Annotated in this window: 11 protein-coding genes and 1 pseudogene; 2 read left to right on the plus strand and 10 right to left on the minus strand. The window is 70.3% G+C overall.

Going from position 1 to position 12534, the window contains the following annotated elements:
- Nucleotides 1-50: 50 nt before the first annotated feature.
- The gene (glgB, locus tag ABZ833_RS23995) at nt 51-2267 is read left to right on the plus strand and encodes a 1,4-alpha-glucan branching enzyme (protein ID WP_361050756.1); all 2217 of its coding nucleotides are present in this window, start codon (nt 51-53) and stop codon (nt 2265-2267) included.
- Here the strand turns inward: glgB and ABZ833_RS24000 are convergent.
- The 6 genes from ABZ833_RS24000 to ABZ833_RS24025 all read right to left on the minus strand — a co-directional run bounded on the left by ABZ833_RS24000 (nt 2242) and on the right by ABZ833_RS24025 (nt 7618).
- Entirely contained in the window at nt 2242-4491 is a 2250-nt protein-coding gene (locus tag ABZ833_RS24000) for a helicase (RefSeq protein WP_361049854.1), read from the minus strand. The genes glgB and ABZ833_RS24000 overlap by 26 nt on opposite strands.
- Nucleotides 4492-4662: 171 nt before the next feature.
- A complete protein-coding gene (gene trxA, locus ABZ833_RS24005; RefSeq protein ID WP_361050759.1) occupies nt 4663-5001 on the minus strand; it encodes a thioredoxin in 339 nt (112 codons plus the stop codon).
- 32 nt (nt 5002-5033) lie between these two features.
- A complete protein-coding gene (locus ABZ833_RS24010) occupies nt 5034-5426 on the minus strand; it encodes a MerR family transcriptional regulator (protein ID WP_361049856.1) in 393 nt (130 codons plus the stop codon).
- 79 nt (nt 5427-5505) lie between these two features.
- The gene (locus tag ABZ833_RS24015) at nt 5506-5868 is read right to left on the minus strand and encodes a VOC family protein (protein ID WP_361049858.1); all 363 of its coding nucleotides are present in this window, start codon (nt 5866-5868) and stop codon (nt 5506-5508) included.
- A 77-nt stretch (nt 5869-5945) separates the two neighbouring features.
- Nucleotides 5946-6863, minus strand: coding sequence for an NAD(P)-binding domain-containing protein (locus ABZ833_RS24020; protein WP_361049860.1), 918 nt, complete (start codon nt 6861-6863; stop codon nt 5946-5948).
- Between the two features lie 149 nt (nt 6864-7012).
- Entirely contained in the window at nt 7013-7618 is a 606-nt protein-coding gene (locus ABZ833_RS24025; protein ID WP_361049862.1) for a disulfide bond formation protein DsbA, read from the minus strand.
- A 263-nt stretch (nt 7619-7881) separates the two neighbouring features.
- Between ABZ833_RS24025 and ABZ833_RS24030 the strand changes: the two are divergent.
- Nucleotides 7882-8739 (plus strand): annotated as a pseudogene (locus tag ABZ833_RS24030) (glycoside hydrolase family 16 protein); the annotation flags it as partial.
- 37 nt (nt 8740-8776) lie between these two features.
- Here ABZ833_RS24030 and ABZ833_RS24035 read toward each other — a convergent pair.
- The 4 genes from ABZ833_RS24035 to ABZ833_RS24050 form a co-directional block, all read right to left on the minus strand.
- Complete coding sequence (locus ABZ833_RS24035) at nt 8777-9697, minus strand: SGNH/GDSL hydrolase family protein (protein ID WP_361049864.1); 921 nt, start codon at nt 9695-9697, stop codon at nt 8777-8779.
- 162 nt (nt 9698-9859) lie between these two features.
- Nucleotides 9860-10423, minus strand: coding sequence for a hypothetical protein (locus tag ABZ833_RS24040; RefSeq protein ID WP_361049866.1), 564 nt, complete (start codon nt 10421-10423; stop codon nt 9860-9862).
- Nucleotides 10420-10647: a hypothetical protein gene (locus tag ABZ833_RS24045; RefSeq protein WP_361049868.1), complete on the minus strand. Its 228-nt coding sequence runs from the start codon at nt 10645-10647 to the stop codon at nt 10420-10422. Before ABZ833_RS24045 ends, ABZ833_RS24040 begins: the two co-directional genes overlap by 4 nt.
- Nucleotides 10648-10821: 174 nt before the next feature.
- On the minus strand, nt 10822-12525 hold the full coding sequence (locus ABZ833_RS24050; RefSeq protein WP_361049870.1) for an MFS transporter: 1704 nt from the start codon (nt 12523-12525) through the stop codon (nt 10822-10824).
- Between the last annotated feature and the right edge of the window lie 9 nt (nt 12526-12534).

Genomic DNA, 12534 nt, shown 5'->3' on the forward strand with positions numbered 1-12534 from the left:
CCAGCAAGAAGGGCAAGCGGAAGCCGGAGCCCGACCGCCCGAAGCAGCGGCTGAAGAAGAGCAGCCGCCCCACGTCGCCCGTCCCCCGGGCCGACCGTGCCCGTCTCCTGGGCGGCACGCACCACGACCCGCACGGGGTGCTCGGCGCCCACGTCGTGCGCGAGGGCATAGCCTTCCGCGCGCTGCGGCCGTACGCGCGCTCCGTCGCCGTCGTCGCCAAGGATCTGCGGGCGGAGCTGCAGGACGACGGGGAAGGGTTCTTCTCCGGGGTGCTTCCGCTGCGGGAGATTCCCGACGACTACCGGCTCCGGATCACGTACGAGGACGCCGATCTTGAGATCCACGACGCGTACCGCTTCCTGCCCGCGCTCGGCGAGTTCGATCTGCATCTGATCGGCGAGGGCCGGCACGAGCAGCTGTGGCACGCGCTCGGCTCACGCCCGATGGTGCACGAGGGGGCGACCGGGACACGCTTCACGGTGTGGGCGCCCAACGCCCTGGGCGTGCGCGTGGTGGGGAACTTCAACTTCTGGGACGGCACCGGTTTCCCGATGCGCTCGCTCGGCGGCAGCGGTGTCTGGGAGCTGTTCGTGCCCTCGGTCGGCGAGGGCGAGCTCTACAAGTACGAGATCACCCGGCCCGACGGCTCGAAGACGCTGCGCGCCGACCCGCTGGCCCGCCGCACGGAGACCCCGCCCGCGAACTCCTCCGTCGTGCACGAGTCGCACCACGAGTGGCATGACGAGGAGTGGCTCGCGCGCCGTGCGGAGGTGCCGGTCCATGAGGCGCCGTTCTCCGTGTACGAGATGCATCTGGCCTCCTGGCGACCAGGCCTGACGTACCGTCAACTGGCCGAGCAACTGCCCGCGTACGTCGCCGACCTGGGGTTCACGCACGTCGAGCTGATGCCCGTCGCCGAGCACCCCTTCGGCGGCTCCTGGGGCTATCAGGTCACCGGCTTCTACGCGCCGACGGCACGCCTCGGCTCGCCCGACGACTTCAAGTACCTGGTCGACGCCCTGCACAGAGCGGGCATCGGCGTCCTGATGGACTGGGTGCCCGCGCACTTCCCGCGCGACGACTGGGCGCTCGCGGAGTTCGACGGACGGACGCTGTACGAGCACGAGGACCCGGACCGGGCCGCGCACCCCGACTGGGGCACCCTGGAGTTCGACTACGGCCGCAAGGAGGTCCGCAACTTCCTTGTCGCGAACGCCACTTACTGGTGCGAGGAGTTCCACATCGACGGGCTGCGCGTCGACGCCGTCGCCTCCATGCTGTATCTGGACTACTCGCGCGAGAACGGCGAATGGACGCCGAACGTGCACGGCGGGCGCGAGAACCTCGACGCCGTCGCCTTCCTCCAGGAGATGAACGCCACCGTCTACCGCCGCGCCCCCGGCGTCGTCACGATCGCCGAGGAGTCCACGGCCTGGGACGGCGTGACCCGCGCGACGCACCACGAGGGACCCGGCGGCTTCGGCGGGCTCGGCTTCGGCCTGAAGTGGAACATGGGGTGGATGCACGACTCGCTCGACTACGTGTCGAAGGAGCCCGTGCACCGCAAGTTCCACCACAACGAGATGACGTTCTCGATGGTGTACGCCTACAGCGAGAACTACGTCCTGCCGATCTCGCACGACGAGGTCGTGCACGGCAAGCGGTCCCTGGTGTCGAAGATGCCGGGCGACTGGTGGCAGCAGCGCGCCAACCACCGCGCCTACCTGGGCTTCATGTGGGCTCACCCCGGCAAGCAACTGATCTTCATGGGACAGGAGTTCGCGCAGGGCGCCGAGTGGTCGGAGGGGCACGGCCCCGACTGGTGGCTGCTCGACCCCGCGTACGGGGCCGAGGCCGACCACCGGGGCGTCCGGGACCTCGTACGCGACCTGAACACCGTCTACCGCCGCGAGCCGTGCCTCTGGCAGCGCGACACCGACCCCGGCGGCTTCGCCTGGGTCGAGGGCGACGCGGCCGAGGACAACGTCTTCGCGTTCCTGCGCTACGCCGACCAGGAAACGGACGGAGCGCCGCTCCTGGCCATCTCGCACTTCTCGCCGGTGGTGCGGCACGAGTACCGCCTGGGCGTCCCGGGCGAGTTCACCGCCTGGCAGGAGGTCCTGAACACGGACCTGGCACGCTACGGCGGCGGCGACGTCACCAACCCGGACCCGGTCAAGACCGAGCCGGTGGCGTCGCACGGCCGCCCCGCGTCCCTGCGCCTGACCCTGCCGCCCCTGGCTACGGTGTGGCTGCGACCTGTTTGAGCGCCACCGGAAGCTCCTGCGCGTGCAGGATGCCGAGCCGCTGCGTGGCCCGGGTCAGGGCCACGTACAGGTCGCTCGTGCCGTAACGGCCCGGCTCCACGACCAGGACCGTGTCGAACTCCAGGCCCTTCGCCTGACGCGGGTCGATCAGGACGACCGGCCGCGTCAGGTCCGGGGCCTCCCCGGCCGTCACCCCGGGGAGCTTTACGGCGAGCTCGTCGTGCAGCTCGCGCGGGGCGATCACCGCGAGGCGGCCGTCGTCCCGTGTCTCGGCGGCCACCGCGTCGGCCACGGCCGCCGCGAGGTCGTCGGTGCGGCGCGCCCACGGCACCACACCCGTGGACCGCACGGAGCTGGGCGGCTGGAAATCGGGGTGCTCGACGCGGGGCACCTCGGCGGCCACGTCCATGATCTCCACCGGCGTGCGGTAGTTGACGCCGAGCCGTGTGTACTCCCAGCGGTCCTCGACGTACGGGGACAGGATCGACTCCCAGGAGCCGCAGCCGCCCGCCTCCGCCGTCTGCGCGGGGTCGCCGACCAGCGTCATGGAGCGGGTCGGACAGCGCCGCATCAGCAACCGCCAGGCCATGGCGGAGAGTTCCTGCGCCTCGTCCACGATGATGTGCCCGAACGCCCACGTGCGGTCCGCCGCCGCGCGCTCGGCGGCGCTCCGGTGGTCGTCCTCCTCCTGGCGCTCGGCCATGCGCTCGGCGTCGATGATGTCGTGCGCGAGCAGGACCTCGGACTCGTCGTCGTCCTTGTCCTCGAACTCGTACGTACGGGATGCGTACGAGACGTCCAACACGCCCTGCGCGTAAGCGATCTGCTTGGCCCGTTCGGCCTCCGCCATCGCCCGTGCCGCGCTGTCGTCGCTGCCGAGCAGCTCGGCGGCCTCGTCGAGCAGCGGGACGTCGGCGGCGGTCCACTCGGCGCCGCGCGAGCGTCGCACGAGCCTCGCGTCCTCGTCCGGCAGATGCGGCGTCGGCTCCTCCAGGAAGTCCGCGAGGAAACCCTCCGGAGTGAGCTGGGGCCACAACTCCTCGATGGCAGCGTGCACTTCGGGGCTCGCGGCGATCGCCTTGCCGAGCTGGGCGATGTCGTCGGGGCCGAGGAAGTTCGGGCCGCCGTACGGGTCGGCGCCCAGGCGCTCGGCGAGCTGCTCGGTGAGCATGTCGATGACGCGGAAGGCGAAGTGCGGGCGGCCGAGGTTGTGCGGGACGTCCGCCTCACGGGCCGCCTCGCGCGCCTCCTGGGCGATCGTCCAGTCAAGGACGAGGTCGCCGTCGTCGTGCTCGATGATCACCGGGGCGCCGGGCTCGGGCGTCCGCTGCCGGTCGCGCAGGGCGGCGGCGAGCACGTCCGCCATCTCCGCCCGCCCCTTCACCTCGGCGGCTTCGGGGGTGTCGGTGCCGGTGGCGCTCACACCGGGGAACAGCTCGCCGACCGTCGAGAGCAGGACGCCCGTCTCGCCGAGCGCTGGCAGGACCTCGCTGATGTAGCCGAGGAAGGCGGGGTTCGGGCCGACGATCAGGACCGCGCGCTTGGCGAGCAGCTGGCGGTGGGCGTAGAGGAGGAACGCGGCGCGGTGCAGCGCCACGACCGTCTTGCCGGTGCCGGGGCCGCCCTCGACGACGAGGACGCCGTGGTGCGGGGCCCGGATGATGCGGTCCTGCTCGGCCTGGATGGTCTGCACGATGTCGTGCATGCGTCCGGTGCGGGCCGAGTCGAGCGCGGCGAGCAGCACCTCGTCGGCGTCCGCGCCCTCGTACCCGGTGCGGGTGGTGTCGCTGAGATCGAGGATCTCGTCGTGCAGGGCCGTCACGTCACGGCCCTCGGTGGTGATGTGCCTGCGCCGCCTGAGCCCCATCGGCGTATGACCGGTCGCGAGATAGAAGGGGCGTGCGACATCGGCACGCCAATCGATCACGAGTGGGGTGCGTTCGATGTCGGACGCGCGGATTCCGATGCGCCCGATGTGGTGATCACGGCCGTCGCGGAATTCGAGCCTCCCGAAGCAGAGGCCGTTCTCTCCCGCGTTGAAGGCGGCCAGCAGCCCGGACCGCTCTGCCACCAGGACGTCACGCTCAAGCCTGGCCTGCAGACCGTTGCCGACCTGCGTCAACGACGCCCGCACGGCGGCTTCTGCCTCCTCGCGCAGCGCGTCGAGGCGCGCGTACAGCCCGGAGACGAATTGCTGCTCTTCCCGCAATTCCTCGGTTGACAATTCAGCCCCTCGCCAGTTACAGTGCTCTTATACAGATTCTCGCGATTCCGTGCGCCCAAATGAGCCAGGCGTCGCGAAAGGATCCAATATACGCGAAGAAATACCCCGGACGTCAATTCGTCCGGGGTATTTCTTTTTCACCCGCGTAGACCCGCGTCGATCCCGCGTAGGTCAGAGCACCTCGGCCTCGGCCAGCTCCGCGAGCAGCTTGCGCTTGGGCCGCGCGCCCACCATGGACTTCACCGGCTCACCGCCCCGGAAGACCAGCAGGGACGGCACCGAGAGAATCCCGTACGCGATCGCCGTCCGCGGATTGTGGTCCACGTCCAGCTGCACGATCTTCAGCCGCTCCGCCTCCTCGCGCGAGATCTCGCTGAGCACCGGCGCGAGCTGGCGGCACGGGCCGCACCACTCCGCGCCGAACTCCACGAGCACGGGCAGATCCGCCTTGAGCACCTCCCCCTCGAAGTCCGCGTCCGTCACCTCGGCCACACCGTCGGCCTTGACCATCGCCATGCTTGTGCTCCCTCTCCCTCAGCCCCTCAGCCCGTCAGCTCGCACTGCGGGTCCGGGCCTCCCACAACCGCCGCCTCGGCGCGCACGAGCTGCGCACCGACCTGTTCGCGCACCGCGCTCAACTCAACTATCAGCGCGTCGAGTTCACCGAGCTTGCGGCGGTATACGTCGAGCGACGCGGGGCAGGAGTCGCCCGCCGGATGCCCCGACCGCAGACACTCCACGAAGGGCCGCGTCTCCTCCAGGTCGAACCCGAAGTCCTGCAGGGTCCTGATCTGCTCGAGGAGCCGCACGTCGTCCTCGTCGTAGGTGCGGTAGCCGTTGCCACTGCGACGGGCGGGCAGCAGCCCCCGTGACTCGTAGTACCGAAGCGTCCGCGTGGTGGTGCCGGCCCGCTCCGCAAGTTCGCCGATGCGCATGCGTACGACGGTAATCCTTGACGCAGGCGTCAAGGCCAGCGTGCGGTCCCGCCTCTTTTCGGCGGGCGAGCGGCGGCTCTCAGCGGGCGGGCGGCGGCTGGTGCAGGCCGAAGGTGGAGCCCTGGTCGTCCTTGCAGAGCCGGAACCGGCCGAAGGCGGCGTCCGACTCCTCGCTCTCGCCGCCGATGGGCGCCTCGACCGTGCCGCCCAGCTTGATGACGGTGGCCAGCGCGGTGTCCATGTCGTCCACCCGGAAGAACAGGTAGGGCGCGGCGCCCGCGTCACCGCCGTGCATGCCGCCGGGCACACCCGGGGTCGAGATCACATATCCCTGTCCGGACGGCCCCGGCTCGAAGGACCAGCCGAGCAGCTCCCCGTAGAAGGCGCGCCCCCGCTCCGGGTCCTCGACGCCGATCTCGAAGAAGCTCGGTTCACCAGTCATCGCACGGCTCCTGCTCTGTGACGGCGGTCACTTTCACCGTACGCCGCAGGGGGCGAGGCCCGCCTGTTGTTCAGTGTTCAGTGGGCCCGGGCCAGGGCCTGGGGCTCGGGCGTGCGGATGGCCTCGATGACGGCCGTCCAGCCGTCCGCGCCGTGCCCCTTGGCGATGGCCCGGTCCAGGACGGCCTTGACGCCGTTCAGGGCCTGCACGTCCAGACCGCGGTGTGCGGAGGCGTGGATGATGTGATCGACGTTGGCGGCCTCCGTGACGAGCGGGGCCTGCTCGCCCGGATACTCGCCGGAGTCGACCTCGACCGCCGTCGACTCGATGGCCGGCGGGAAGATGGAGAGCAGGGCGCTCATATAGGGCGCGAGGTCCGCACCCTTCACACCGTCCGCCCCGGCCAGCGCGAACGCGTGCACGAGGCCGGACATGCTGGTCCAGAAGAAGTCGAGCAGGGCGTTGTCGTAGACCGCCGCGAGGCCGTGGTCCTCGCCGAGGTACACGGTGTTGCCGCCGAGCGCCTTGAGCGTGCCCTCGTGCCGCTCGTACACGGACTTCGGGCCGCTGTGGAAGAGCAGCGCGTCCGGGGTGCCGATCACGGTCACCGGCACCAGGATGGCGCCGTCCAGGTACGCGACGCCGTGTTCGGCGGCCCAGGCCGCGGCCTCGCGCGAGCGCTCCGGGGTGTCCGACGTGAGGTTGACCAGGGCGCGGCCTGACAGGTCCGCGGCGATCGGGCCGAGCACGGCCCGCGAGGCTTCGTAGTCGTAGAGGCAGACGACCACCAGGTCCGAGGCACGGACGGCCTCGGCTGCCGTGGCCGTGCGCACGGCACCCCTGGCGACCAGGTCGTCACCCTTGTCCGGCGTGCGGTTCCAGATGGTGGTGGGGTGACCGGCCTTGAGGAAGGCACCGGCGAGGGCCTGTCCCATGGCGCCGAGGCCGAGGACGGTGACAGAGGATTCGGAAGGGTTGTGGCTCTGGTTCGTCATGTGGACCATGCTTGACGGGCGCCGGATTCCTCACAAGTACCGACTAATTAGTCAGGTACTTACGAAAAGGTAAGCAAGCAGGGGGAGTTGGGCGGTGCGGGGCTGCCCGAGGAGTCGAAGGTCAGCGGTCAGTGGTCAGCGGTCAGTGGTCAGCGGAAGTCGAGTTCGCCGTACGGCCGCTTCAGCTCGCGGAAGTCCCGGACGCCCGCCATCAGCACCACCCCGTCCCACAGCCGCCCCGCAGCCTCTCCTTTCGGCGCGGGCGAGACGACCGGGCCGAAGACGGCTCCCGCTCCCCGGACGGAGAGCACGGGCGTCCCGGCCTCGGGGCCGACCAGCGCGACGCCCTGCTCGTGCGAGGCCCGCACGGCATCGTCGTACTCCTCCGTCCAGGCCAGCGCCGCAAGCTCCACGGGCAGTCCGGCGTCGGCGAGGGCGCGCTCGGCACCGTCCCACTCGCCCCGCTCGTGCAGCCGCACCCCGAGCGCGTCGAGGTACCTCCCCAGCGCCTCGCTCCCGTGTTTCCCGGCCACGGCCGCGCAGACCCGGCCCGGACCGCGCATGTAGTCACCCCACCGGCCCTCCGGGTCCTCGGGGTCGACATCGAGGTCCTCGTTGAGCACCGAGAGGCTCATCACCCGCCAGCGCACGGTGACGTCCCGCACCCGCTCGACCTCGCGGATCCACCGGGAGGTGAGCCAGGTGTACGGGCACACGGGGTCGAACCAGAAGTCGGCGTGCTGGGGCTCGCTCACCCAACCACCGTACGTGTTCGGGAAGTTGACGGTCCGGAGCCATTGACGCCCGGCATGTCTGCAACTACAAAAACCGGAGAGCGTTTCTGAGAGCGCTCTCACCGGTACGCACACTCCCCCCACGGAGGTGTTCCATGAGCACCACTCACACTGCTCGCACCACTCACCCCGCCCGCAGCACTCGCATCGGCCGCTTCGCCAGATCCCCCCGCACCGGCCCCGTCCTGGCCGGTCTGGCCGCCGTCGGTCTGCTCGGCGCCCTGATGACGCCCGGCACGGCTCGCGGCGACGTCCCACCGGCGCCCGGCTGGTCGCTGGAGTGGAGCGACGACTTCAACGGCGCCGCGGGCTCCCGCCCCTCCGCCGACAACTGGCAGATCGACCTCGGCCACAACTACCCCGGCGGGCCCGGCAATTGGGGCACGGGTGAGATCCAGTCGTACACGGACTCCCCCGACAACCTCGCCCTCGACGGAAACGGCAGCCTGCGGATCACCCCGCGCAAGGACGGCGCGGGGAACTGGACGTCGGCCCGCATCGAGACGAAGCGCTCCGACTTCAAGGCCCCGGACGGCGGCACGCTCGCCATCGAGGGCCGCATCCAGATGCCGGACATCACCGGCGAGAGCGCGCTCGGCTACTGGCCCGCCTTCTGGGCGCTCGGCGCGCCCTACCGCGGCAACTACCAGAACTGGCCGGCGATAGGCGAGTTCGACGTGATGGAGAACGTCAACGGCATCAACTCCGTCTGGGGCGTACTGCACTGCGGCGTGAACCCGGGAGGCGACTGCAACGAGACACAGGGCCTCGGCGCCAGCCGGGCGTGTCCGGGAACCAGCTGCCAGTCGGCGTTCCACACGTACCGCTTCGAATGGGACCGCTCGACGAGCCCGAACCAGCTGCGCTGGTACGTGGACGGAGAGCAGTTCCACACCCTCTCCCAGGACCGCTTCTCCGCCGCCACGTGGTCCAACATGACGGACCACGCGGGGTACTTCATCCTGCTGAACGTCGCGATGGGCGGCGCCTTCCCCGACGGCGTCGCGGGCAGGGCGACTCCGGTCGCGCAGACGGAGCCGGGGAAGGCGATGGCGGTGGACTACGTGGCGGTATGGACGAAGCGGCCGTGACGCTCCATCACCACAAGGGCTGTGATGGTCAGTTGAGCTTCATCACGCCGATGGCCTGATCGGCCATCCCCTTCTCGCCGAGGGCGTTCGGGTGCACCGGGACGAAGTTGGTGCCGAACAGCACGGGCTCGATCCAGCGGGTGCCCAGCGGCTTGCAGGCGTCGTGCCCCTCCGAGGCGGCGGCCATGTCGACGTACGTCGCACCCGTCTCGGAGGCGGCGCGCTGCACGGCCTTGTTCAAGTGGGCCTGAAGGTCGCGCAGGTAGGGAACGTCCCCGGTGGCGATCGGCATCTTGGCGAAGCAGCTGGGGTCGGCCTTGGCCGGGACGATCCACGGGTAGCCGAGGATGCCGACGCGGGCGTTCGGGGCCTTGGCCTTGACCGCTCGCAGGGCGTTCTTCAGCGCGGGGTACGTACTGGCGTCGATCTCCTTGGTGAACTTGTCCCCGTTGGCGTCCTTGCAGGGGCTGCCCTTGCCGCCGGAGAGCACCCCGGCGGAGCCGCAGGCGACGATCGCGCCGATGAAGGTGTTGTTGTCGTTGCCGCCGATGGTCAGCGTCACGACGTCGGTGTCGGCGTCGACGGCGTCGAGCTGCGGGGCGACGCCGGGGTACTGCGACCCGGCGAAGTCCTTGGTCTGGGCTCCGCCGCAGGTCACGTCGGTGAGCTTGGCGCCGGTGCGCTGGGCCACGACGTGCGGGTAGTTGGCCGTCGAGCGCGCACAGAGGAGCGGCGCGGTCGGGTCGAGGGGCAGGATGCCGGACCCGGCGCTGAAGCTGTCGCCGAGGGCGACGTAGTCGAGCGGGTCACCGCCGGTCGCGTGGGCGGGTGCGGTCAGGCCGAGGGTGGCGGTACCTGCGGCGGCGAGAACGGCTGCCAGGCGCAGGGCGCGAGAGCCAGAGCGGGTGCGGGTGCCGGTGCGGGTGCCGGTGCGGGTGCGGATTGCCATCTGGAGTCTCCTTTGAATCCGATGGGGGGTCAGTCCCGGGGAGGAGCGAGCAAGCCGCAGGCGCCAAGAGCCTTGCTGTACAGGGGATTTGGGCAGGCTTCAGCGGCTTTTGGCGGGTCTCGGTGGTACAACGCTGAAGTTACTGGCAGGTTTGAATATCAGTCAACAGTTTGCGCACGCGCCCACCTGGATGGCGGAATCCTCATCCAGCACACGGCGCATCAGCCCGCAGAATTCCTCCACGGCACCCGGCTCCAACTCCGCGCCCTCGGCGAACATCGCCATCTGGAGGGCGGGGCCGTACGTGTCGCCGTGGCGGTCGATGTCAGACGTACGGGCGGGCTGCACGACGAAGTGGATGTGACCGGGCACGCGCCCGGCGTGCGACCACAGGCAGACGTAGACCTGCTCGCACTCGTCGCCAACTGCCGTGCGCAGGGCGGAGGTCACCCGGGTCAGCAGCGGCCCCAGCTCGGCACTCTCACCCGCACTCATCTCGTGTACGCCGGTGATGTGCCGCAGCGGCTTGACGATGAGGGTGCCGGTGCCGAGGGGGCCGACGCAGTGCTCGACGGTCCAGTGCGCGGTGCGCAGCAGGGTGCCGCCGGGAAGCGGGCGGGTGCCTGCGGCGAGTGCGCAGGCGACGCAGCCTCCGCCGCCCTCTGCGTCCTCTGCGCCTTCTGCGCCTTCTGCTTCCGCTGTACCTTCTGCTTCCTCTGCCGTCACTTGTCCGCTCGGTGCAGCCGGAGTTCACGGTTCACGAAGAGGTGGACGTAGCCGCAGCGCCAGCAGATGAGCCCGGTCGCCGACTCGTTCGCCCACGCCAGGTTCATGAACTCCATGCCGGAGCTGTTGAGCTTGACCTCCCGGTCGCGGAACAGATCCCCCTTGCAGACCTGGCAGTTGATCCACATCTCCCCGATGGCCGCTCGCATCGGCTTGGGCCCCATGAGCTGCGCCCCCTTCCCCGTTGCCCCGTTTTTCCGACCTCGAGGTTAACCCCGCCGCGCCGCCGCGAATTGCCCCCGCCCACCCACCCGTACCACGGGGCAATCTGGTGGGTGGGCGGGAGAGACCCGCCGCGAAGCAGCGGCGCAGGCAGAAACGGCGCCGCACCCGAAGAGCTACCGCCGCCCGGCGACCTCCGCAGCCTCCGCGGTCTCCGGAGCATCCGAGGACTCCAAAGCCTCGGCCCCCGCCGCAGCCGCACCCTTGCGCCGCCCCGGCAGCATCACAGCAACCACAACAGTCCCCACCCCCAGAATCACCGCACCGATCAGACTGGTGTGGGCCACCGCGCCAGAGAACGCCGAGCCCACCGCGTCCGCCATCTGGTGCGCGCCCCCGGCGAGCTCCTGCGCCTGCGCCTTCAGCTGCGCCGCCTCCTGAGGCGATGAAGCCTTCGCCGCCTTCTCCGTGAGTTCGCGTGCCTGCTCGGCGATGCCCTGGGCCACGCCGTTGCCCGCGCCCACCGAGTCCTGGGCCGTGTCGAGCGCGGAGGCGGGAAGCTTGCTGCCCGACGTCTCATCGGCCAGCTTCGACGAGTACGAACCCGCGAGGACCGAGCCGAGGACCGCGATCCCCAGCGAACCGCCCAGCTCCAGCGAGGTGTCGTTCACCGCGCCGCCCACGCCGAGCTCCGACTCGGGGAACGCGCCCATGATGGCGTCCGTGCAGGGCGAGACCGCGAAGCCCAGGGACATACCGAGGATGACAAGGGGTGCCACGAAGTCCGCGTACGTGGAACCCGCCTCGATCTGCGTGAGCAGGGCCAGGGCCACCGTCCCGCCGACCATGCCCGCCACCACCATGATCTTGCCGCCGATGCGCGGCGCGAGGATCCCGGTGACCGCCGAGCCCACGAACACCGCACCGGCCAGCGGCAGCATGCGGATGCCGGTCTCCAGCGGGTCGTAGTCGAGGACGAACTGGAGGTGCTGCGTCAGGTAGTAGAAGGCGCCGAACACCGCGAGGAAGAAGAGCGCCACGGCCAGGTTCGAGCCCGCGAAGCCACGCTGCGTGAACTTGCGTACGTCGAGGACCGGGCGCGGGTGCTTCAGCTCCCAGAGGACGAAGGCGATCAGGCCGAGGCCCGCCACCACCGCGGCGGAGATGGCGCGCACGCCCCATCCGAAGTGCGGGCCATCGATGATCATGAAGATCAGGGAGCCCACCCAGACGACCGAGAGCAGGCCGCCCACGTAGTCGATCCGGCCGTGCTGCGCCGCCTTGGAGGGCGGCACGAGGACGAACGCGCCGATGATCGCGAGCACCGCCACCGGGATGTTGATCAGGAACGTCGAGTGCCAGCCGTTGTCGCGGAGCAGCGCACCCGCGATCAGCGGGCCCGCCGCGATCGCGATGCCGGACGTGGCCGCCCAGATGGTGATCGCCTTGGCCCGCTCGGCACGCGGGAAGGTCGCCGCGAGGAGCGAGAGCGTCGCGGGCATGATCAGCGCCGCGCCCACGCCCATCACGGCGCGGACCACGATGACCGCCGTCGAGCTGTCCACCATCGCGCCCGCCCCGGCGCCCGCGGACATGATCACCAGGCCGAGCACCAGCGCGCCCCTGCGGCTGTACTTGTCGCCGATCGCGCCGAGCAGCAGCATCAGCGCGGCGTACGGGACGGTGTAGGCGTCGATGACCCACTGCAGGTCGGAGCTGGACAGGCCGAGGTCCATGGTCATGTCGGGCGCGGCCACGGTCAGCGCGGTGTTCGCCATCACGGCGATGAGGAGGCTCAGGCAGAGCACACCCAGGGCCCACCAGCGGCGGGCGTACGGCCGGTCCATCCGTTCGACCGGTTCGTTGATCAGCAGAGGCATCTGGATTTC

The organism is Streptomyces sp. NPDC047525, from assembly GCF_040643025.1.
In the GTDB taxonomy this organism is placed as follows: domain Bacteria; phylum Actinomycetota; class Actinomycetes; order Streptomycetales; family Streptomycetaceae; genus Streptomyces; species Streptomyces durmitorensis.

Coding starts and splice junctions, on each gene's coding strand:
- trxA (WP_361050759.1), bottom strand. CDS start 5,001: ATGGTCAAGGCCGACGGTGTGGCCGAGGTGACGGACGCGGACTTCGAG.
- ABZ833_RS24010 (WP_361049856.1), bottom strand. CDS start 5,426: ATGCGCATCGGCGAACTTGCGGAGCGGGCCGGCACCACCACGCGGACG.
- ABZ833_RS24015 (WP_361049858.1), bottom strand. CDS start 5,868: ATGACTGGTGAACCGAGCTTCTTCGAGATCGGCGTCGAGGACCCGGAG.
- ABZ833_RS24020 (WP_361049860.1), bottom strand. CDS start 6,863: ATGACGAACCAGAGCCACAACCCTTCCGAATCCTCTGTCACCGTCCTC.
- ABZ833_RS24035 (WP_361049864.1), bottom strand. CDS start 9,697: ATGGCAATCCGCACCCGCACCGGCACCCGCACCGGCACCCGCACCCGC.
- ABZ833_RS24045 (WP_361049868.1), bottom strand. CDS start 10,647: ATGGGGCCCAAGCCGATGCGAGCGGCCATCGGGGAGATGTGGATCAAC.
- ABZ833_RS24050 (WP_361049870.1), bottom strand. CDS start 12,525: ATGCCTCTGCTGATCAACGAACCGGTCGAACGGATGGACCGGCCGTAC.